A 21,701-nucleotide genomic window follows, 5' to 3' on the forward strand; every position below is an offset into this window, starting at 1 on the left:
GCGCCGGGATTTTCTCAGGCGCGGGACCACAAGGCGTTTTCGCCTAATTTCTCTACAAAAGCCTCATGCGCGGCACACTCTTCGTCAGTAATCTTTGACGCAAGGGGGGTTGGCCGCGTTGTGGGCCGCCAGTCTTCTTGCCCACCTGCGCCTGATGACACAGTAGTTGATAGACCGAAGTCCGGCTGCCGCCCGCCAATCAGTTCGAGATAAACCTCGGCCAGGATTTCCGAGTCGAGCAACGCCCCGTGCAATACACGGTTTGTGTTGTCGATGTTGAACCGCCGGCAAAGCGCATCCAATGACGCTGGAGAACCAGGAAACCGTTTTCGTGCGATCGCCAGTGTATCCAGCGCTTGATCCATCGGAATCTGCGGTAGACCCATCCACCTGAGTTCCGCATTCAGAAATTTCATGTCGAAGGACGCGTTGTGGATCACCAGTTTGGAATCCTGAATGAAATCAAGAAAGCCCTGACCCACCTTAGAAAAAACCGGCTTATCCTTTAGCGTCACCTCACCATTCTCCGGCGGACGCGGGTTTTCCAACAGGTCGGGGCCAATACCGTGCACGCCAAACGCCTCATCGGGCATCGATCGTTCGGGATTGATATAGACGTGATATGTCTCACCCGTTGCTACGTGGTTCCAAAGCTCAACTGCACCGATTTCAACAATCCGGTCGCCGCTTTCTGGGTCGAACCCTGTGGTTTCGGTATCGAGTACAATCTCACGCATTTGCCAAACCTGCCCGTATTTGCCTGACCACATCCTGCACCTGCTCGCGGGCGTGGTCCAGCGTATCCGTCACAATCACATAGTCCGACCGTGCGCACTTATCATCATTCGGCATTTGTTTAGCGCGGATCTGTTCAAACTGCTCTTCGGTCATTGTGCCACGTTCCATCACACGGCGTTTTTGTTCATCGGCCGGGATCGAAACACAAGCGACAGCATCCATTGCTGCCTCACCCCCGGTTTCAAACAACAGGGGTATATCAAATACCAAGATATCAGCCGTTGCCTGCACTTTGAACGCTGCCCGATCGGCAGCGACCAGCGGGTGTACGATAGCCTCAATCCTTTTCAGCGCAGCTGGATCCCGCCCAATGATTTGTTTCAGCGCGTCTCGGCTGACACCGCCCTCAACAATGGCTTCGGGAAACACCGCGCGCATCGGTTCAATCGCAGCACCTTCTTTTGAATAAAGCCTATGAACGGCTGCGTCCGCGTCCCACAGCGCGCAACCTTCATCGACGAACATCTGCGCCGTCGTGCTTTTACCCATCCCGATTGAGCCTGTCAGGCCAAGCGCAAAGCTCATCCTAATACCGCCGCACGCAGGTCATCAGTCACCTCGGGGCGTGTACCAAACCAACGTTCGAAGCCGGGCACGGCTTGGTGCAGCAGCATACCCAGGCCGTCGACCGTAGTGCATCCAACCTCTTCCGCAGTTTTCAAAAGATGTGTTTGCAGCGGCGCGTAAACCAGATCGGTAACCACTGTGCCCGGCTGTAAACCATCCAGCGGTACGCGCAATTCCGGCTGACCTTGCATCCCCAAAGAGGTGGTATTCACAACCAACTCGGCTTCTTCAATGACATTTCCTGCCTGCACCCACTCAACCACTTTAATGCGGTCGCCGAATTCTTGTTCCAACTGATCCGCGCGGGCCCGTGTGCGGTTGGTCAGCAGGATCTGAGGCACGCCCGCCTCAAGCAAACCTTGCAATACAGCCCGGGCCGCACCACCTGCACCAAAGACAACCGCCGGTCCATCGGTCGCTGTCCAGTCCGGTGCCCCGTTGCGCAGATTTTCCATAAATCCATAGCCGTCTGTATTGTCGGCATAAATTTTGCCGTCCTCCCCAAACGCAAGTGTATTTGCTGCGCCAATCGTTTTGGCCCGCGTTGAGACGAAATCCGCCAGGCGCAGCGCCGCCTCTTTGTGAGGAACCGTAACATTTGCACCAACAAAACCGGCCTTTGGCAAAGTGCGTAAAACCTCTGGCAGGTCGTCCGGAGCGACATCCATCGGAATATAGTGCCCGGGCAACCCGTAAGTCTTGAGCCAATGCCCGTGCAGTTGCGGCGATTTCGAATGCGCAATCGGATGCCCAATCACCCCGGCCAGCGGAATACGGTTTTTCGTCATTGGTCGATCACCCCTTTAACGGCCAGATAATTGAGAAGCTCCAACAGAGGCATACCCAAGACATTAAAATAGTCGCCGTCAATGGTAGCGAACAGGCGAACGCCTTCCTCTTCTAGCTTATAAGCCCCGACAGCATGACGAATGCTATCCCAATTGCGGTCGATATAGTCGCGCAGATAAGCGTCAGAGCTCATCCGCATCCGCAGGCGCACCTGACAGACGTGTCGCCAGATCGGCTCGCCATTTTGATAGATCACGGCCGCTGACAAAAGCATGTGCCTTTTGCCGCGCATGGCTTTGAGTTGCGCCAATGCGTCCTCAGGTGTTTTGGGCTTAGACAGCAACTGCCCTTCAAAGTCCAAAACCTGATCACAGCCCAGAACCATTGCTCCGGGCACCTTGTCGCTGATCTTGCGCGCCTTCATCTCGGCCAGTGCATCGGCAATGTCGCGAGGCGGCGCATCTTCGGCCAAAAGCGCGCGTTTCATGGTATCTTCGTCCACGCGCGCGACCTGAACGGAAAACGGCACTCCTGCGTTTTCCAGCAATTGCGCGCGAATGGTTGATCCCGAGGCCAGAATGATGGGGACAGACATGTGGAAAACCCCGTGTGCAAATCGTTGAGCGTTCTGGGACGGTTTGTATGGTTTTCAGATTGACACGCAACCCCGGGAATTTCGCGAAAAACTTCCATGAGTCGCTCGAACGCTGTCCATCCGGGACAAGGATAAGTCGGAAAGGGGGGATAATCCTGATTTCCCGGATTACCCAAAGAGTTATCCCCAAGATCAAAACCTTTGATCAAATCTAATACATTGATTAAAAACGAAAAATTTTTAAACTCACAGAATCATTCAAATATCGTGGAATTCTGTCCACCTGGGGAAAACACATGTGTAAAAAAGTAATCCACGGATTTTGTTCACCCTACAAAACCATCTTCCTTTTTCTTTTCTTATTTTTTTATTAGGGAGAGTTCCGAGCAACGTTCGGAGCCAGAATGACTGATCTTCTTTTCACGATTTACCCGTGGGTGAAGTCTTTGCATATCATGGCCGTGATCTCGTGGATGGCTGGCCTGTTCTATCTGCCCAGACTGTTTGTCTATCACGTAGAAAAAGCCCAAGCGGTTGACGGCGCTGAAACCATCTTCTTTGAAATGGAAGAGAAACTGCTGCGTGTAATCATGCGGCCTGCAATGATCGTGGCGTGGGTCTGCGGACTGATTATGGTCTTTACGCCAGGCATAGTCGGTTGGGATTGGTCATGGCCTTGGGTTAAAGGCGCAGCCGTGATTGGAATGACCTGGTTTCATCATTGGCTTATGGCGCGCCGTAAAGACTTCCTAGAAGGCCAAAATAAGCTCACTGGACGGCAGTACCGCATGATGAACGAGGTTCCGACCATTCTGATGGCTGCCATCGTTCTCGCGGTCATTCTGAAGTTCTGAGGGCCTGTTTGACTCAGGCGGCTGTCGCGCTTATGTAGAGATCAACACGCCCGTCCGGGCGGCGTATCTTCCGTACTGAAATTCCACTTCGTGCCGCGCTGTCAGCGGTGAAGGTATATATCATGACAACTGAAGCCCTGAATCTGGCCGACCTAAAAGCCAAAAGCCCCAAAGACCTTCTGGCGATGGCCGAAGAGCTGGAAATCGAAAACGCCTCGACCATGCGAAAAGGCGAGATGATGTTCCAGATTCTGCGTGAACGCGCGGATGAGGGCTGGACCGTTGGCGGCGATGGTGTGTTGGAAGTGCTGCAAGACGGCTTTGGCTTCTTGCGCTCGCCAGAAGCGAACTATCTGCCGGGTCCTGATGATATCTATGTTTCGCCTGACATGATCCGTCAGCACTCTCTGCGGACCGGAGATACCGTCGAAGGTGAGATCAAGGCACCAGACGAGAACGAACGCTATTTCGCTCTGATCAAAGTGACGAAAATCAACTTTGAAGAGCCTGAGAAAGCTAAACACAAGATTCTGTTCGACAACCTGACGCCTCTGTACCCCGATGAGCGTCTGAAGATGGAGATCGAGGATCCAACCATCAAAGATAAATCGGCCCGTGTGATCGATCTCGTTGCGCCGATCGGCAAAGGTCAGCGTTCGTTGATCGTGGCGCCGCCGCGGACCGGTAAGACGGTGATCCTGCAGAACATTGCGCACTCGATCGAACAGAACCACCCGGAGTGTTACCTGATCGTTCTGCTGATCGACGAACGCCCTGAAGAGGTGACCGACATGCAGCGGTCGGTGAAGGGTGAGGTTGTGTCCTCGACCTTTGACGAACCAGCGACACGCCACGTGGCCGTATCGGAAATGGTCATCGAAAAAGCCAAGCGTTTGGTCGAGCATAAACGAGATGTTGTTATTCTTCTCGATTCGATCACAAGACTTGGTAGGGCCTTTAACACTGTCGTGCCGTCCTCGGGTAAAGTTCTGACCGGTGGTGTGGACGCAAACGCGCTGCAACGGCCCAAGCGTTTCTTTGGTGCCGCGCGGAACATTGAAGAGGGTGGTTCGCTGACCATTATTGCGACCGCTCTTATCGACACTGGTAGCCGTATGGATGAAGTGATCTTTGAGGAATTCAAAGGCACCGGTAACTCGGAAATCGTTCTGGATCGTAAGATTGCTGATAAACGTGTGTTCCCAGCGATCGACATTCTTAAGTCTGGTACCCGGAAAGAGGATCTGCTGGTCGACAAGGGCGACCTGGCTAAGACATTTGTCTTGCGCCGTATCCTCAACCCGATGGGCACTACCGACGCGATCGAGTTCCTGTTGTCCAAGTTGAAGCAAACCAAGACGAACGGTGAGTTCTTCGACTCGATGAACACCTGATACAGGTCTTAAAACCACGCGAGGCCTTCGAATGGATACGATATTCGCCTTGGCCAGCGCACAAGGCAAAGCAGGGGTGGCGGTCATCCGCCTCTCTGGTCCTCAAGCGCATTCAGCTGCGACCGGTTTAACCGGAAGCCCGCTGCCACCTCGTGGTATGCGGGTTCGGTCTTTGTATGCCGACGATGGATCGCGGCTTGATGATGGGTTGGTTCTGACATTTCAGGCCCCGGCGAGTTTCACCGGTGAGGATGTGGCCGAGCTGCAAATTCATGGGAGTACGGCGTCAGTCAACGCGGTGATGCGCAGCTTGTCCGAAGTAAATGGCCTGCGACTTGCCGAACCAGGTGAATTTACCCGCCGTGCCCTTGAGAACGGTAAGATGGACCTTACTCAGGTCGAGGGGCTGGCTGACCTGATTGATGCTGAAACCGAAGCGCAGCGCAAACAGGCACAAACTATTCTGGCCGGTGAGTTGGGTGGGCTAGCTGAACGCTGGCGTCGAGACCTTATTCGGGCTGCGTCGCTGCTGGAAGCTGTCATCGACTTTGCGGATGAAGAGGTTCCAACGGATGTTACCCCCGAGGTGCGTTCATTGGTGACCGGTGTCATGAAGGATCTGCAGCGCGAGGCAGAAGGCGTGAAAATTGCCGAGCGTATCCGGACGGGGTTCGAGGTTGCCATTGTCGGCCTTCCAAATGCGGGAAAGTCGACCTTACTGAATGCATTGGCTGGACGAGAGGCTGCGATCACTTCGGAATATGCGGGTACAACGCGCGATGTGATCGAAGTTCGTATGGACCTTGGTGGCTTGCCTGTCACCTTGTTGGATACCGCTGGTTTGCGGGAAACCGAGGACCATGTTGAAAGCTTGGGTATCGAGCTGGCTCGGAAACGGGCCGAGGCTGCGGACTTACGAGTATTCCTGACGGAAGATCCAAGTGAGCTTGGCGTGGTCAAGGAGCTGGATGACATTCAGTTGCTCCCGAAATCCGACCTTCGAGAAGGTGCAGAGGGCGGTATATCGGGTAAAACCGGTCAGGGCATAGATAGACTGATTGCCCAGATATCGTGTATTTTGAAGGAAAGAACCACAAGTCATGGTATCGCAACCCGTGAACGGCACAGAGTTTCGTTGAATAGCGCCCGAGACTCTCTGGGCGCAGCAATGGCTGTTCTGGAATCAGGGCCGGACTTGTATGATATCGCTGCGGAAGAGTTAAGAACTGCCATCCGAGCACTTGAAGCTTTGGTAGGTAGAATTGGCGTTGAAGACCTGCTTGACGAAATCTTCTCAAGCTTCTGTCTCGGGAAATAGGGAGTGTTTCACGTGAAACATTCAGACTTTGATGTCGTTGTAATTGGTGCTGGACATGCCGGGACCGAAGCTGCACATGCCGCTGCACGTATGGGTGTGAAAACAGCGCTAGTGACAATATCCGAAGGGGATATCGGAGTTATGTCCTGTAACCCTGCAATAGGTGGTTTGGGTAAAGGTCATCTTGTCCGGGAAATTGACGCTCTAGATGGAGTTATGGGGCGTATCGCAGATCAGGCTGGAATTCAGTTTCGTCTATTGAATCGGCGCAAGGGGCCTGCCGTGCAAGGCCCAAGAACTCAAGCTGACCGAGCTTTGTACCGCGCTGCTATGCAAAAGGAGACACGAGATCAGTCAGGCTTGACTGTCGTCGTGGGTGAAGTGACTGACTTTTTGATGACCGGTCAGACAGTGCAGGGCGTAAAGCTAAGTGATGGGAGTGAAATTCGCGCCCGTGCAGTGATATTGACCTCTGGCACCTTCCTGCGCGGTGTTATTCACATCGGTGACGTTTCTAAACCGGGTGGGCGAATGGGCGACCGTCCGTCGGTGAAGTTGGCGGAGCGGCTAGATAGCTTTAAGTTACCACTTGGCCGACTAAAGACAGGAACACCACCTAGATTAGATGGGCGTACAATTGATTGGTCAGATCTCGAAAAACAGGATGGGGATGATGATCCAGCTCTGTTCTCTTTTCTTTCTGACAAGGTCATCGCACCCCAAATATCCTGCGGAATCACACATACCAATGCGCAAACGCATGAGATCATTCAAAACAACCTATCGCGATCTGCCATGTATGGAGGCCATATCGATGGGGTAGGCCCCAGATATTGCCCATCAATTGAAGACAAGATTGTTCGGTTTGCTGAAAAGGATTCGCACCAGATATTTCTTGAGCCCGAAGGTGTGAATGATCACACCATTTATCCCAATGGAATCTCAACTTCGTTGCCGCAAGAAGTCCAATTGGAGTACGTCCGATCGATCAAGGGGTTGGAAAAAGCGGATATCTTACAACCAGGTTATGCAATTGAGTATGACTATGTAGATCCGCGTGTACTGACGTCCTCCTTGTCTTTACCAGAGGTTCCCGGGCTGTATCTGGCCGGTCAGATTAACGGCACTACCGGATACGAAGAAGCTGCTGCTCAGGGCTTAGTTGCTGGACTAAACGCTGCATTGCATGTTCTTGAACGCGAACCGATACATTTCACTCGGGCAGACAGCTATATCGGGGTGATGATTGATGATCTGACAACACGTGGTGTGGCCGAACCCTATCGCATGTTTACATCGAGGGCCGAGTTTAGGCTGTCTTTGCGGGCGGATAACGCAGATCAAAGATTGACGCCGATTGGAGTTGAGCTTGGATGTGTGGGAGAGACACGTCAGATCCACTTCGATGGAAAAATGAAAAGGCTGGATTCGGCGAAATCTAAGTTAACCGAACGGACTTTTACTCCGAAAGAGGTCCGAGCGGTTGGTATAAACGTCAATCAAGATGGAAACCGTCGCGATGGTATGGCGATACTTGCATTTCCAGATGTGAGTTTTGACGATTTGGTACCCCTTATTCCAGACTTGGATCATGTGGACAGAAGTACTCGGCTACAGGTCGAGCGGGATGCTCTGTATGCAAACTACATCGCACGTCAGCAAAAAGACGTTGAAGCTATGAAACGTGATGAAGCTTATGAAATTCCACGTGATTTCGACTATTTCACGTTGGAAGGCCTTTCATCTGAAATGAAGCAAAAGCTCTCTCAGGCGCGGCCGTCTACTATTGCTCAGGCGAGTAGGGTGGAAGGAGTCACACCAGCAGCTTTAACATTGTTACTTGCAAAGCTGAGGCGTGAGCAGAAGGTTCGGAAGGCATGAACCAAGATATCTTCAACGAGCTCGATGTTTCACGTGAAACAATGGCTCGATTGGAAACCTATGTTGAGTTGGTAAAACGCTGGAATCCGAAGATTAACCTGGTTTCGCGGAACAGCCTGAATGAAATTTGGACACGTCACATATTGGATTCCGTCCAGGTTTTCCGATGTGCGGGGAATTTCAAGACTTGGACTGACCTGGGAAGTGGCGGGGGGTTCCCGGGAATGGTATGCGCAATTATGGCGGTAGAAAAAGCGCCAGATGCACAGTTTACTTTTGTTGAAAGCGACCAGAGAAAGTCCGCTTTCCTTCGTAATGTTGCAAGGGAATGTGGTGTAAAGTGCACTGTGATCTCGAAACGCATCGAATCCGTTGAACCCTTGAATTCAGATGTCCTTTCTGCGAGGGCCTTGGCTGATCTGAAAACCTTAATGTCGTTTTGTGACAGACATTTAGGTGAAGCTGGTATTGCTCTGTTGCCTAAAGGCGCAAATTGGAAAAAAGAGCTTGATGAGGCGCGTGGGGAATGGAAATTCGACTGTGAGCCGATTACAAGTTTAACTGAACCCCAAGCAGTTATCCTAAGGATCAAAGGAGTTTCGCGTGGTTGATCTATCTCGTCCCTCTGGGCCCCGGATTATTGCGGTTGCCAATCAAAAGGGTGGGGTGGGAAAAACGACAACAGCAATCAATCTTGCTGCTGGTTTAGCAGAGGCTGGTTGTCGGGTTTTGGTCGTGGACCTCGATCCGCAGGGTAATGCATCAACCGGGTTAGGGGTCGAAGATCGGGATTGGACGACTTATGACCTGATTTTGGATGACTCTCCTTTGGAGGCCGTCGTTCAAGAGACGGAAATAGATGGTTTGCTTGTAATTCCAGCAACTGTGGATCTCAGCTCTGCTGATATCGAACTTATTTCAAACGAAAAACGAAGCTATCTGCTCCATGATGCTTTGCGTCAAACGGCAATCGACAAGTTTGAACTGGATTTTGTTCTGATAGATTGCCCCCCTTCTTTGAACCTGTTGACCGTAAACGCGATGGTGGCTGCCCATTCTGTCCTGGTTCCGCTACAAAGCGAGTTCTTTGCGTTGGAGGGACTTTCGCAGCTTATGTTGACAATCCGAGAGGTTCGTCAAACAGCGAATCCTGACCTTAGAATCGAAGGTGTTGTGTTGACCATGTATGACAACCGCAACAACTTGTCCCGTCAGGTCGAAAAGGATGCGCGTGACAATCTGGGTGAGATGGTATTTAAAACCAAGATACCCAGAAATGTACGGGTCAGTGAGGCGCCGTCATACGCTTTGCCGGTTCTGCAATATGACTCAGGGTCGTTGGGAGCCATGGCATATCGACACTTAGCGCGTGAAGTCATTCAAAAGAATAAGAATATTGCCGCCTAGACGGCAGTGAGGAGGGCTCAGTGGCCGCCAAAAAAACAAAACCAAGAGGTTTGGGCCGGGGATTGTCCGCCCTGATGGCAGACGTAACACAGGAAGCTGAAGGTTTTGCACCATCAGAACCGCGTCGGCCGGATATGAAGGTGCCGATCGAAAAATTGCGCGCCAATCCAAACCAGCCCCGGCGAACATTCTTACCCGAACAACTGGATGAACTGGCAGCCTCAGTTAAAGAAAAAGGTATTATCCAGCCTCTGATCGTGCGCGAAGTCAGCGGTGGCGAATATGAAATCGTTGCCGGGGAACGACGTTGGCGTGCAGCCCAAATGGCGCAGCTGCATGACATACCGGTTATCGTTCGGCAATTCGACGACACTGAGGTGTTGGAAGTAGCCATCATTGAAAACATTCAGCGCGCTGACCTGAATGCCGTTGAAGAGGCGGCTGGTTACAAACAGCTCATGGATCGCTTTGGCCACACCCAGGAAAAATTGGCCGAAGCGCTTGGTAAAAGCCGAAGCCACATCGCCAATCTGCTGCGTTTGTTGTCCTTGCCTATAGACGTTCAGACGCTGGTCATCGAAGGGAAGCTGTCCGCAGGTCATGCTAGGGCGCTTATAACGGCTGAAAACCCGTCTGAATTGGCAAAGATCGTCGTTCGGGACGGGCTTTCAGTACGAGCGACTGAAGCGCTGGTAAAAAAGCAGCAGGCTGATCCTACGAAAGCAACTCCGCGCTCCAGAGACCTGAACGCGGGCAAGGACGCGGATACGCGAGCCCTCGAAAAGGATCTTTCGGCGATTTTGGCGATGAAGGTTTTGATCAACCACAAAGCGGGGACCGAGACGGGGCAGGTGGTTCTGACTTACGAAAACCTGGACCAACTGGACGATCTTTGCGCCAAGCTTAGCCGTTAGGCCGGGTCCAGATAAAGGCCATAACACAACCCAAGACCACTGCCTGGATGATCAGTACGTGAGGCGGTAGGGCTAAAAGGATCGACAATCCAAACACAGCGGCGACCGAAATGGTGGCCGCTTTTTTTGCGTTTGGTCGAATTGCACCGGAGGTTTGCCAATCCACGATCATCGGCCCAAACGACCGATGCGTGATCAGCCAGTTGTGTAGGCGTGAAGATGACCGGGCAAAGAAGAAGGCGGCCAAAAGCAAAAACGGCACTGTCGGTAGTAAAGGTAGGACAACGCCAACTACAGCGAGCCCAACACAGATTAGTCCCAAGAAGGCCCAGACATATTGCATTCTCTACCCCAGTAACTCTCGGATCACTGCGTTTAGGACAGCACGCCCATCCTTGGTGGCAATCAGACGATCATTGTTTTGCTCGATCATGCCAAATTCCATCAGGTCAGAAAGCCTGTCTTGAGGTAAAGGATGATCCGCGAGAGCATTGTATCTGTCAATATTTAGCCCCTCTTTGATACGCAACCCCATCATAAGGTACTCGTTTGCCTGTTCTTGCGATGAAAGCAGTGTCCGTTCTTTCTCACCGGATCCGTTTTCAGCGGACGTCAGCCAAGTATTGGGAGACAAGTAGGTTTCCGTGGCAAGTTTTCGACCGTTTAGTGTGATGCGCCCATGTGCACCGGGCCCGATACCGACGTAATCGCCATAGCGCCAATAGATCAGGTTGTGCTGCGACTCCGCGCCGGGCCGGGCGTGGTTTGAAACTTCATAGGCTGGCAGGCCGTGCGCCTCACAGATCTCTTGCGTCGCCAGATACATGTCCGCTGCGCTGTCATCCTCTGGCAGACCGCGCAGCTTTCCGACTGCGTAGCGATCACCGAACGCGGTGCCGTCTTCGATCGTCAATTGATAGAGAGATAAGTGATCGATTGCCATCGACAGTGCTTCGGTTAGTTCAGCTTGCCAAGCTTCGAGTGTTTGATGCTGACGGGCGTAGATCAGATCGAAACTCACGCGGTCGAAACATGTGCGAGCGATGTCATAGGCTGTTCGGGCTTCGGCTACTGAGTGGATGCGGCCCAGTCGGCGCAGGTCTTCATCATTAAGTGCCTGAACACCCATTGAGATCCGATTGACGCCTGCGTCACGATAAGCGGCAAACCGGCCCGCCTCAACTGAACCCGGATTGGCCTCTAGCGTGATTTCCATATCATTGGCAGGGCGCCAGAGAGCACGGGCTTCGTCGATGACCGCAGCAACGGTGTCAGGGTCCATTAGGGACGGGGTGCCACCTCCGAAGAAAATCGTATTCAGAACACGGTCAGGTGTTTCGGCGGCCGAGCGGTGCAATTCACTTAGATACGAGTTAAGCCATTGTTTTTGATTGATATTACGTGAAACATGGCTGTTGAAATCGCAATAGGGGCACTTGGCCTCGCAAAAAGGCCAATGCACATACAGGCCAAAGCCTCCGTTGCGCCAATCATCCGCCAAAACAGCCCTTCACGAACATCTCCACCGCGCGGCCGCGATGGCTGATCTTGTTCTTTTCCCAACGATCCATCTCGGCAAAGGTAACGTCATGGCCTTCGGGTACAAACATTGGGTCATAGCCAAAGCCACCTTCGCCACGGATTGGCCACACCAGATGGCCGGGGGCGACACCCTCAAACACCTCGTCATGCCCATCGGGCCAGGCCAATACCAACGTACTGCGGAATTGAGCGGTACGTGGATGAGGGGCGTTTTTCGCCTCCAGTTCGTTATGCGCGCGCGTCATTGCCATCAGGAAGTCGCGACCATTGCCAGTTTCGGCCCAATCGGCGGTGTAAACGCCGGGTGCTCCGTTCAGCGCATCGATAGTGATCCCAGAATCGTCCGACAGGGCAGGCAGGCCGGTGGCCTTCGCGGCGGCATGAGCCTTGATCCGGGCGTTGCCGACGAAAGTATCCTCGGTCTCTTCCGGTTCGGGCAGGTGCATCTCTGCCGCGCCAACAACCGTCACACCAAAGGGTGCGAGGAGATGCGCCATCTCCTCGAGCTTGCCTTTGTTGTGAGTGGCCACCAGCAGCTTGTCGCTGTCGAACTTGCGGGTCATGCGGTGGCGGCCTTTTGGGCTGCAGCCAACTCGGAAACGCCCTTTTCGGCAAGATCCATCAGTTGATCCATCTGACCACGGCTAAAGACAGAACCTTCGGCACTCATCTGAACTTCGATCAGCTTACCCGATCCGGTCATGATAAAGTTGCCGTCTACGCCCGCTTCGCTGTCTTCAGGGTAGTCGAGGTCCAGAACCGGCTGGCCTGCATAAATACCGCAGGAAACAGCGGCAACAGGATCGACCAGAGGGTCAGAGATAACGTCACCGGTCTTCATCAGTTTGTTGACCGCCAGGCGAAGGGCTACCCAACCACCGGTGATCGAGGCGCAGCGCGTTCCACCGTCGGCCTGGATCACATCGCAGTCCACTGTGATTTGACGCTCGCCCAGAGCAACCCGGTCCACGCCGGCACGCAGAGCACGGCCGATCAGACGCTGGATTTCAACAGTACGGCCGCCTTGTTTGCCGCTGGCGGCTTCTCGGCGCATCCGGGTGTTGGTTGCGCGAGGCAGCATACCGTATTCAGCGGTGACCCAACCCAGGCCCGAACCCTTGATGAACGGTGGCACACGATCTTCGATTGTGGCGGTGCACAGTACATGGGTGTCGCCCATTTTGATCAGGCAGGAACCTTCGGCATGTTTGGTAAAGCCAGTTTCGATTGAAACTGGGCGCATTTCGTTTAGATCACGTCCTGAGGGTCGCATGGGAAATCCTTTGTTTGCTGGGTTGGGGATAACGCCCCGTGGCGTTACGATGCAACCCCGATTGACCTTTCATATGCCTGCTATTTAATGACGAACCAGCAGGGGAACCCGGATGAGTGAAGCAAGTAAAATTCTGAACGAGATGAATGACCGGTCACGAGAGGTGTTCCGGTTGATCGTTGAGAGTTACTTGGACAGCGGCGAGCCTGTCGGTAGCCGAACCTTGACGCGTACCTTATCGGAAAAAGTCAGCGCGGCGACCGTACGCAACGTGATGCAGGATCTGGAGTTTTTGGGCCTGCTCGACAGCCCTCATGTCAGCGCGGGACGGATTCCGACGCAGCAGGGACTGCGAATGTTCGTTGATGGGTTGCTTGAGGTCGGGGATCTCGGCGCAGATGATCGACAGAAGCTGGACGCAACATTAGGCTCTAACGCGGGCGATGTCAGCGGTATGCTGGATCGCGTGGGCTCGGCTTTGTCACACGTGACACACGGCGCGTCGCTTGTTTTGACCCCAAAGCATGAGTCTGAGATCAAGCATATTGAGTTTGTCTCTTTGGCCCATGACCGCGCATTGGTGGTCTTGGTGTTTGCTGATGGCCACGTTGAAAACCGCCTTTTCACACCGCCACCGGGCCAGACACCCAGTTCGATGCGCGAGGCCGCAAATTTCTTAAATGCGCTTATTGAGGGGCGCACGCTGAGCGAAGTGCGTCGTCAGATGCAGAAGCAGATCGACGCCCGCAAGCAAGAGATCGACGTTCTGGCGCGTGAGATGGTTGAAAGCGGTATGGCCGCATGGGATGGGGATGGAGGCGACTCAGCCCGTTTGATCGTCCGTGGGCGGGCGAATCTTCTGAATGAACCGGGTCAGACCGAAGAATTGGACCGAATTCGGACCTTGTTTGACGATCTTGAACGCAAAAGAGATATCGCGGAATTCCTTGAATTGACCGAAGAAGGCGAGGGTGTGCGCATTTTTATCGGGTCTGAGAACAAACTTTTCTCACTTTCGGGTTCCTCTTTGGTGGTGTCTCCATATATGAACGCTGATCGAAAGATAATCGGTGCGGTTGGGGTTATCGGACCCACGCGTCTGAATTATGGACGGATCGTGCCGATCGTGGATTATACGGCGCAACTGGTCGGCAAGCTGATATCCGACCGGAGCTAGAGGGTAAGAGATGGCAGAGCCCAAGAACGAAGATTTTCTGGACGATATCGCAACGGCCGAGGCTGAAGAGCTGGCGGAAGAAATTGCGGAATTCAGCGATGACGCGCTGGAGCTGGATGAGCTGCGCGCCGAGCGTGATGATTACAAGGACAAGTTTATGCGCGCTCTGGCCGATGCCGAGAACGCGCGTAAGCGTGGCGACAAAGCGCGCCGTGATGCTGAGCAGTATGGCGGGTCGAAACTGGCCCGCGACATGCTGCCGGTCTACGACAACATGAAACGCGCGCTCGAAGCGGCGACTGATGAGCAAAAAGAAGTTGCCGCCGGTCTGCTGGAAGGCGTCGAGCTGACCATGCGCGCGCTGAAGGACGTTTTCCAAAAGCACGGGATCGAGGTAATCACGCCCGAGGTTGGTGATCGCTTTGATCCGAACATCCACGAAGCGATGTTCGAAGCACCCGTCCCAGGCACCCGCGCTGGCGACATCATTCAGGTCTCGGCTGAAGGCTTCATGCTTCACGATCGTCTGCTGCGCCCGGCGCAGGTCGGCGTTTCGTCGACACCTGCCAGCTAAGTAGCGAAATAACAAATATGAATTGAGGCGGTCAGGATTTGGCCGCCTCTTTCAATTTGTAGATCAGGTCCAAAGCCTCGCGCGGGGTCAGCTCGTCGGGCAGGATCTCGTCGAGTATATCCGCAACCGGTGAGGCCTTCGGGGCCGGAGGTGGCGGCGGTGGAGCGGCCGAAAACAGGGGAAGGTCGTCGATCAACGCCTTTTGTTTTCCGCCCTCGCGTTCGGTTTTCTCAAGTTGATCCAACACCACACGCGCACGGTCGACGACCGAAGCCGGCAGACCGGCCAATTGAGCTACCTGCACCCCGTAAGAACGGTCGGCGGCGCCTTTGTGGACTTCGTGCAGGAAGATCACCTCACCTTCCCATTCCTTGACGGCAACGGTGGCATTGTCGACGCCCTCCAGATTGCCCGCCAAAGCCGTCAACTCGTGGTAATGCGTGGCGAACAGCGCGCGGCATTTATTGGCCGCATGCAGGTGTTCCAGAGTGGCCCAAGCAATTGATAGACCATCATAAGTGGCAGTGCCGCGTCCGATTTCGTCCAGAATAACCAGGGCTCTGTCATCGGCTTGATTCAGGATCGCAGCGGTTTCGACCATTTCGACCATAAAGGTCGAACGGCCCCGTGCCAGATCGTCCGAGGCTCCTACGCGGCTGAACAACTGGCTGACCACGCCAACATGGGCCTGTTCCGCGGGAACGTAGCTGCCCATTTGAGCTAGCAGCGCGATCAAGGCATTTTGGCGCAGGAAGGTCGATTTACCGGCCATGTTGGGGCCGGTCAGCAACCAGATCGCCGCGCCAGCATCTGCACTAAGGTCACAGTCATTTGCGATGAACGCATCCCCGTTTTGCTGCCGCAGTGCATGCTCCACGACCGGGTGGCGCCCGCCCTGAACATCGAAGGCGCGAGAGGTATCTACCTGTGGGCGGCACCAATTCTCACCCCGTGCCAGATCGGCCAGAGCGGTGGTCAGATCCAGCTCTGCCAGTCCGCGGGCGGCCTGATTTAGACGCGCCGCCAGGGCCAAAATTTCGTCAGAAAGCCTTTTATAGAGCCTTTTTTCGATCTCCAAAGCCAGATTTCCGGCGTTCAGAATACGGGTTTCGATCTCAGAGAGTTCGACCGTCGTGAACCGGACCTGATTGGCGGTTGTCTGGCGGTGGATATAGGTTTCCGAGAACGGCGGGTTCAGCATTTTCTCGGCATGGGTGGCCGTGGTTTCGATGAAATAGCCCAGCACATTGTTGTGCTTGATCTTCAACGAGGTGATGCCGGTGTGTTCCGCGTATTTCTGCTGAAATCCTGCAATCACCGATCGGCCCTCATCCCGCAGGGTGCGCGCCTCGTCCAGTTCGGAATCGAAACCCGGGGCAATGAAACCACCGTCACGGGCCAGAAGGGGCGGCTCGGCGACAAGCGCTTCGTCCAGCAGGTTCAGCAGGTCGTCAAAACCAACGAGGTTCTGCAGGGCAGTTGCCAAAAGGACTGGCAGATCCTGGCCATCGCAAATCTCGGCAATAGCAACTGCTTGCGAAAGACCGTTGCGAATGGCTGCCAGGTCTCGGGGGCCGCCACGTTCCAGAGAAAGGCGCGACAAGGCGCGGTCCAAATCGGGCGTTTTCCGCAGCGCTTCACGCAGGTCCGAGGCAATCAGGCTGTCCTCAGTGGCAAAACTCACAGCATCGAGCCGGGCGTGGATCACATCCAGATTGCGCGACGGGCTGGACAAGCGTTGCTCCAACAAACGCGCGCCGCCCGGGGTCACGGTGCGATCAACCACAGAAAGCAGAGAACCAGCGCGCCCGCCGGACAAGGATCTGGTCAGTTCCAAATTTCGGCGCGTGGCGGCGTCAATCTGTACCACACGGTCTTCGGATTCCTTCAATGGCGTTTGAAGAAGGGGCAGTTTGCCCTTTTGTGTGATCTCAAGATAGTCGATCAGCGCGCCCATGGCCGAAACTTCGGCACGGCCGAAATTACCAAAGGCGTCCAGAGCACCTACGTGAAACAATCCGCAGATGCGTTTTTCCGCCGCCGTGCTGTCGAAGCTGGCGCGCCCGATGGGGGTTAGCGATATGCCCAGATCGCGGGTGGTTTCATTCAACGCCTGTTCCATCCCGTCGGCCACGATCAACTCGGACGGAGCCAGCCGTGCCAATTCAGGGCTGAGGCGTACCGACGTCAAAGGCATCACGTGAAACGCACCGGTAGAGATATCGGCCCAGGCCAACGCTGCCTCATCCCGAACCTCAGAGTATGCGGCGAGGAAGTTGTGGCGACGAGCTTCCAACAGCGCGTCCTCGGTCAACGTGCCAGGCGTCACCAAACGCACGACATCGCGCCGAACCACAGATTTAGAGCCTCTTTTCTTTGCCTCAGCCGGGCTTTCCATCTGTTCGCAGACGGCCACGCGGAACCCTTTACGGATAAGGGTCAGAAGGTAGCCCTCGGCCGAATGTACGGGCACGCCGCACATCGGGATGTCCTCGCCATTGTGCTTGCCGCGCTTGGTCAAAGCGATATCCAGCGCCTCGGCCGCGTTTACAGCATCTTGGAAGAACATCTCATAGAAATCACCCATGCGATAAAACAGCAGGGCATCTGCGTGGGCCTCTTTGATCTCGAGATATTGCGCCATCATTGGCGTGACTGTGGACAAAAGCGGCCCCCTTCTGGCGTATTCCGGGCGCGACCTTACAAACCCGGCCCCCGCGACGAAAGGTGAAAACGTATTGTCGTTGAGGCGCGCCCCCTCCTGCGCTATGACGCATCAGCCCTGAAGTCATGGAAACGACCGTTAAGATGCCCAAAACGAAGATCACAAAAGAAGAGGCTCTCGCCTTTCACCTCGACCCGACCCCCGGCAAGTGGGAGGTGCAGGCCACCGTTCCAATGACCACCCAGCGCGATCTGTCGCTGGCCTACAGCCCTGGTGTTGCTGTTCCATGTGAAGCAATCGCCGAAGCGCCCGAGACGGCCTATGACTATACCAACAAGGGTAATTTGGTCGCAGTAATCTCGAACGGAACAGCTGTTCTGGGTCTTGGCAATCTTGGCGCGCTGGGGTCGAAACCGGTGATGGAGGGGAAATCCGTTCTGTTTAAACGGTTCGCCGATGTGAACTCGATCGATATCGAACTGGATACCGAAGACCCGGATGAGTTCTGTCGCGCGGTGCGTCTGATGGGCCCGACCTTTGGTGGTATCAACCTCGAAGACATCAAGGCGCCGGAATGCTTCATCATCGAACAGCGCCTGAAGGAAGAGATGGACATCCCCGTCTTCCACGATGACCAGCACGGCACAGCAGTGATCTGTGCAGCCGGCTTGCTGAACGCGCTGCATATCTCGGGCAAGAAAATCGAGGACGTGAAGATCGTTCTAAATGGTGCCGGCGCGGCGGGGATCGCCTGTATCGAATTGCTCAAGGCGATGGGTGCGCGGCATGAAAACTGCATCGTCTGCGACACCAAGGGCGTGATCTATCAGGGCCGGACCGAGGGCATGAACCAGTGGAAATCGGCCCACGCGATCACCACGGACTTGCGGACGCTGGAAGATGCCATGAAGGGTGCCGACGTATTCCTAGGCGTGTCGGTCAAAGGTGCTGTTACGCAGGACATGGTTGCCAGCATGGCAGATAATCCGGTGATTTTCGCGATGGCCAACCCGGATCCTGAGATCACCCCGGAAGAGGCACATGAGGTTCGTGTTGATGCAATCGTTGCCACCGGGCGCAGTGACTATCCGAACCAGGTGAACAACGTACTGGGCTTCCCGTATCTGTTCCGTGGTGCTTTGGACATCCACGCCCGTGCGATCAATGACGAGATGAAGATCGCTTGCGCCCACGCACTGGCTCGTCTGGCGCGTGAGGACGTGCCGGATGAGGTTGCTATGGCCTACGGCAAATCACTGACGTTCGGCCGCGACTACATCATCCCGACGCCGTTTGATCCGCGTTTGATCCACCGTATCCCTCCGGCGGTTGCCAAGGCTGGCATGGATACCGGGGCTGCGCGCCGCCCGATCATCGACATGGAAGCCTATGAGCTGAGTCTCAAATCGCGCATGGATCCGACCGCCAGCATCCTGCGCGGCCTGAACGCGCGTGCCCGTCAGGCGCAAAGCCGTATGATCTTTGCCGAGGGCGACGATCCCCGCGTGTTGCGTGCAGCGGTTACGTATCAGCGTTCTGGTTTTGGCAAGGCACTGGTTGTGGGCCGTCCTGATGACGTGAAACAAAAACTGGAAGAGGCCGGCTTGGGTGATGCGGTTCGCGAGCTAGAAGTGGTCAATGCTGCCAACACCGCGCATCTCGATACCTATAACGACTTTCTCTACAAACGCCTTCAGCGTAGGGGGTTTGATCGTAAAGACATTCACCGGCTGGCTGCGCGCGACCGGCATGTGTTCTCATCACTAATGCTGGCGCATGGTCATGGCGATGGTCTGGTGACTGGGGCCACGCGTAAATCGGCACACGTTCTCGACCGGATCAACCACGTATTCGACGCCGACGCAGCGCATGGCGCGGCGGGTGTAACTGCACTGCTGCATAAGGGGCGGATCGTTCTGATTGGCGATACACTTGTACATGAATGGCCGGATGAGAACGATTTGGCCAATATCGCCGAGCGGTCTGCTGCTGTGGCCCGTCATATGGGTTTGGAGCCTCGTGTTGCATTCGTAAGCTTCTCAACCTTCGGCTATCCGGTCTCTGAAAGGGCAGAAAAAATGCACCGCGCGCCGGCTGTGCTGGACAAGCGTGGCGTAGACTTCGAGTACGAAGGCGAGATGACAGTGGATGTTGCACTAAACGTGGATCAGCAGGCGGGATACCCGTTCCAGCGTCTGACCGGACCAGCGAACATCCTTATTGTACCTGCGCGGCACTCGGCATCGATTTCGACCAAACTGATGCAGGAGATGGGCGGAGCAACCGTTATTGGCCCGATCCTTTCTGGTGTCGACAAGCCGATTCAGATCTGCTCGACCGTTTCCACGGCTAATGACATCCTGAACATGGCCATTCTGGCCTCCTGCGATATCTCGGGTAAACCATGACGATCTGGAATCTCGGTTCGATTAATGCGGACATGATCTACGATGTGCCGCATCTTCCGGGGCCGGGAGAAACGCTCTCGGCAAATCGTTTGGATCGGTTTCTTGGCGGCAAAGGCGCGAATATGTCTGTCGCTTCGGCGCGTGCCGGGGCGCGGACGACTCACATCGGTGCTGTAGGGCCGGATGGACGCTGGGCGAGGGATCGCCTGACGGAATATGGTGTAGATACTCGTCATATTGCCGAAGTCGATGTGCCGACTGGGCATGCAATCATCGCGGTTGATGCGCAGGGTGAGAACAACATCATCCTGTTTCCCGGTTCAAACCACGCCATATCGAACGATCAATTGGGGCAAGCGTTGTCTTCGGCGTCCCAAGGTGATCTGCTGGTGATGCAGAACGAAACCAACTTACAGGTCGAAGCGGCTAAGATGGGCCGAGCGCTGGGACTGTCTGTTTGCTATGCCGCTGCGCCCTTCCAGGCCGAAGCGGTGCAAGCGGTTCTACCGTATCTCGATTTCTTGATCCTCAATGAAATCGAGGCAGAGCAGCTACGCGATGCGACCAATCAGGCCGTAACCGACCTAGAGGTCGAGCATTTGATCGTTACGCTGGGTTCGAAGGGGGCACGCTATTACCATCGCGGCGTGGCATCGGACTTTCCGGCCCACAAGGTGCAGGCCGTCGATACGACTGGCGCAGGGGATACGTTCACTGGTTATGTTCTGGCGGGCATGGATCGCGGAATGCCGATGGCTCAGGCGATCACTCAGGCAAATCGTGCCGCGGCCTTGATGGTCACGCGGCACGGAACAGCAGATGTTATTCCTGACCTCAAAGAAGTACACGAGGCGCGGTTCGATTAAGATCCTGCGAACGGTGCCTCGCTGCCCCACAATTGCTTGACCCGGGCGTCACGACCACAGGCTTTGCGATAAGCCTTGTAGGCACTGTGCTGACGTTTAGGACCAAAGCGGGTCAGGACAAGCTTGGATCCTTTGTAATAGTCTTGATGGTAAGCTTCTGCCGGATAAAACGTGCCTTGCTGTAGGATCGGGGTCACGACCGTTTGACCAAGAGCGCTTTGAGCCTTGGCTTTGGCCTGTTGCGCAAGCGCCTTTTCGCCTTGGTTAGAGACGAAAATGGCTGTGCGATAGCTATCACCACGGTCACAGAACTGCCCGCCTGCATCTGTTGGATCAACCGAGCGGAAGAACATGTTCAACAACGTTTCACGGGAAACGCGGGCTGGATCAAAAGTGATCTGGACGGCCTCATAGTGGCCAGTGCCGCCCTTGGAAACTTGATCGTAAGTAGGGTTGGCTGCCTTTCCGCCGGTGTACCCGGAAACTGCGCCGATCACTCCGGATACGGATTCGAAATCGGACTCGACGCACCAGAAACATCCCCCCGCAACCGTCAGTGTTTCGGTTTCGGCTGCGGGCGCGGGGCCTGCGCGTAATAGTGAGACCAGCGTAATAAGCGTGAGCAGAAGTGTCGGTTTGACGAAGTCAAAATAGGCGGTTCGGGTCATGACAGGTCTCC

21 protein-coding genes are annotated in these 21,701 nt (G+C 54.8%); 11 read left to right on the forward strand and 10 right to left on the reverse strand.

The features are described from left to right. Nucleotides 1-14 precede the first annotated feature (14 nt). The 4 genes from dnaQ to ACR0EO_RS11110 are packed head-to-tail and all read right to left on the reverse strand — an operon-like array spanning nt 15 to nt 2,749. Entirely contained in the window at nt 15-737 is a 723-nt protein-coding gene (gene dnaQ / locus ACR0EO_RS11095; protein ID WP_480689843.1) for a DNA polymerase III subunit epsilon, read from the reverse strand. Continuing rightward, complete coding sequence (gene coaE, locus ACR0EO_RS11100) at nt 730-1,323, reverse strand: dephospho-CoA kinase (protein ID WP_480689845.1); 594 nt, start codon at nt 1,321-1,323, stop codon at nt 730-732. Before coaE ends, dnaQ begins: the two co-directional genes overlap by 8 nt. Continuing rightward, nucleotides 1,320-2,153, reverse strand: a complete 834-nt coding sequence (locus tag ACR0EO_RS11105) for a shikimate dehydrogenase (RefSeq protein WP_480689847.1) — start codon at nt 2,151-2,153, stop codon at nt 1,320-1,322. Before ACR0EO_RS11105 ends, coaE begins: the two co-directional genes overlap by 4 nt. Then, nucleotides 2,150-2,749, reverse strand: a complete 600-nt coding sequence (locus tag ACR0EO_RS11110; protein ID WP_480689849.1) for a Maf family protein — start codon at nt 2,747-2,749, stop codon at nt 2,150-2,152. Before ACR0EO_RS11110 ends, ACR0EO_RS11105 begins: the two co-directional genes overlap by 4 nt. A gap of 404 nt (nt 2,750-3,153) precedes the next feature. Here ACR0EO_RS11110 and ACR0EO_RS11115 point away from each other — a divergent pair, with 404 nt between their 5' ends. The 7 genes from ACR0EO_RS11115 to ACR0EO_RS11145 all read left to right on the forward strand — a co-directional run bounded on the left by ACR0EO_RS11115 (nt 3,154) and on the right by ACR0EO_RS11145 (nt 10,517). Continuing rightward, the gene (locus tag ACR0EO_RS11115) at nt 3,154-3,603 is read left to right on the forward strand and encodes a CopD family protein (protein ID WP_480689851.1); all 450 of its coding nucleotides are present in this window, start codon (nt 3,154-3,156) and stop codon (nt 3,601-3,603) included. 122 nt (nt 3,604-3,725) lie between these two features. Beyond that, nucleotides 3,726-4,997, forward strand: coding sequence for a transcription termination factor Rho (rho, locus tag ACR0EO_RS11120; protein ID WP_480689853.1), 1,272 nt, complete (start codon nt 3,726-3,728; stop codon nt 4,995-4,997). 31 nt (nt 4,998-5,028) lie between these two features. Beyond that, nucleotides 5,029-6,315: a tRNA uridine-5-carboxymethylaminomethyl(34) synthesis GTPase MnmE gene (mnmE, locus tag ACR0EO_RS11125; protein WP_480689855.1), complete on the forward strand. Its 1,287-nt coding sequence runs from the start codon at nt 5,029-5,031 to the stop codon at nt 6,313-6,315. A 12-nt stretch (nt 6,316-6,327) separates the two neighbouring features. Next, entirely contained in the window at nt 6,328-8,196 is a 1,869-nt protein-coding gene (gene mnmG, locus ACR0EO_RS11130) for a tRNA uridine-5-carboxymethylaminomethyl(34) synthesis enzyme MnmG (RefSeq protein ID WP_480689857.1), read from the forward strand. Beyond that, nucleotides 8,193-8,807, forward strand: coding sequence for a 16S rRNA (guanine(527)-N(7))-methyltransferase RsmG (rsmG, locus tag ACR0EO_RS11135; RefSeq protein ID WP_480689860.1), 615 nt, complete (start codon nt 8,193-8,195; stop codon nt 8,805-8,807). Before mnmG ends, rsmG begins: the two co-directional genes overlap by 4 nt. Further along, nucleotides 8,800-9,603 (forward strand): ParA family protein, encoded by an 804-nt coding sequence (locus ACR0EO_RS11140; protein WP_480689862.1) that lies wholly within the window; start codon nt 8,800-8,802, stop codon nt 9,601-9,603. Before rsmG ends, ACR0EO_RS11140 begins: the two co-directional genes overlap by 8 nt. A gap of 20 nt (nt 9,604-9,623) precedes the next feature. Next, a complete protein-coding gene (locus ACR0EO_RS11145) occupies nt 9,624-10,517 on the forward strand; it encodes a ParB/RepB/Spo0J family partition protein (protein ID WP_480689864.1) in 894 nt (297 codons plus the stop codon). Here the strand turns inward: ACR0EO_RS11145 and ACR0EO_RS11150 are convergent. Genes ACR0EO_RS11150 through rph form a run of 4 tightly spaced genes read right to left on the reverse strand, consistent with a single transcriptional unit; the run spans nt 10,507 to nt 13,332 of the window. After that, entirely contained in the window at nt 10,507-10,860 is a 354-nt protein-coding gene (locus ACR0EO_RS11150) for a YbaN family protein (protein WP_480689865.1), read from the reverse strand. The two genes, ACR0EO_RS11145 and ACR0EO_RS11150, sit on opposite strands and share 11 nt — an antisense overlap. A 3-nt stretch (nt 10,861-10,863) precedes the next feature. Further along, the gene (gene hemW, locus ACR0EO_RS11155; protein WP_480689867.1) at nt 10,864-12,018 is read right to left on the reverse strand and encodes a radical SAM family heme chaperone HemW; all 1,155 of its coding nucleotides are present in this window, start codon (nt 12,016-12,018) and stop codon (nt 10,864-10,866) included. Then, entirely contained in the window at nt 12,008-12,622 is a 615-nt protein-coding gene (gene rdgB, locus ACR0EO_RS11160) for an RdgB/HAM1 family non-canonical purine NTP pyrophosphatase (RefSeq protein ID WP_480689869.1), read from the reverse strand. Before rdgB ends, hemW begins: the two co-directional genes overlap by 11 nt. After that, the gene (gene rph, locus ACR0EO_RS11165) at nt 12,619-13,332 is read right to left on the reverse strand and encodes a ribonuclease PH (RefSeq protein WP_480689872.1); all 714 of its coding nucleotides are present in this window, start codon (nt 13,330-13,332) and stop codon (nt 12,619-12,621) included. The genes rdgB and rph overlap by 4 nt, the downstream gene beginning before the upstream one ends. 112 nt (nt 13,333-13,444) lie before the next feature. On the opposite strand from rph, the gene hrcA reads away from it, so the two are divergent. Next, nucleotides 13,445-14,509 carry a heat-inducible transcriptional repressor HrcA gene (gene hrcA / locus ACR0EO_RS11170; protein WP_480689874.1) on the forward strand — a complete coding sequence of 355 codons (1,065 nt, stop codon included), beginning with the start codon at nt 13,445-13,447 and terminating at the stop codon, nt 14,507-14,509. Between the two features lie 10 nt (nt 14,510-14,519). Continuing rightward, entirely contained in the window at nt 14,520-15,083 is a 564-nt protein-coding gene (locus ACR0EO_RS11175; RefSeq protein ID WP_480689876.1) for a nucleotide exchange factor GrpE, read from the forward strand. Between the two features lie 31 nt (nt 15,084-15,114). Here the strand turns inward: ACR0EO_RS11175 and mutS are convergent, their stop codons facing one another. After that, on the reverse strand, nt 15,115-17,730 hold the full coding sequence (gene mutS / locus ACR0EO_RS11180) for a DNA mismatch repair protein MutS (RefSeq protein WP_480690432.1): 2,616 nt from the start codon (nt 17,728-17,730) through the stop codon (nt 15,115-15,117). A 161-nt stretch (nt 17,731-17,891) separates the two neighbouring features. Here mutS and ACR0EO_RS11185 point away from each other — a divergent pair, with 161 nt between their 5' ends. Both ACR0EO_RS11185 and ACR0EO_RS11190 read left to right on the forward strand, forming a co-directional pair. Further along, the gene (locus tag ACR0EO_RS11185; protein WP_480689878.1) at nt 17,892-20,156 is read left to right on the forward strand and encodes an NADP-dependent malic enzyme; all 2,265 of its coding nucleotides are present in this window, start codon (nt 17,892-17,894) and stop codon (nt 20,154-20,156) included. Further along, a complete protein-coding gene (locus ACR0EO_RS11190; protein ID WP_480689880.1) occupies nt 20,153-21,022 on the forward strand; it encodes a ribokinase in 870 nt (289 codons plus the stop codon). The genes ACR0EO_RS11185 and ACR0EO_RS11190 overlap by 4 nt, the downstream gene beginning before the upstream one ends. Here the strand turns inward: ACR0EO_RS11190 and msrA are convergent. Beyond that, nucleotides 21,019-21,690, reverse strand: a complete 672-nt coding sequence (gene msrA / locus ACR0EO_RS11195) for a peptide-methionine (S)-S-oxide reductase MsrA (RefSeq protein WP_480689881.1) — start codon at nt 21,688-21,690, stop codon at nt 21,019-21,021. The two genes, ACR0EO_RS11190 and msrA, sit on opposite strands and share 4 nt — an antisense overlap. Between the last annotated feature and the right edge of the window lie 11 nt (nt 21,691-21,701).

Source organism: Ruegeria sp. BE9, from assembly GCF_056538765.1.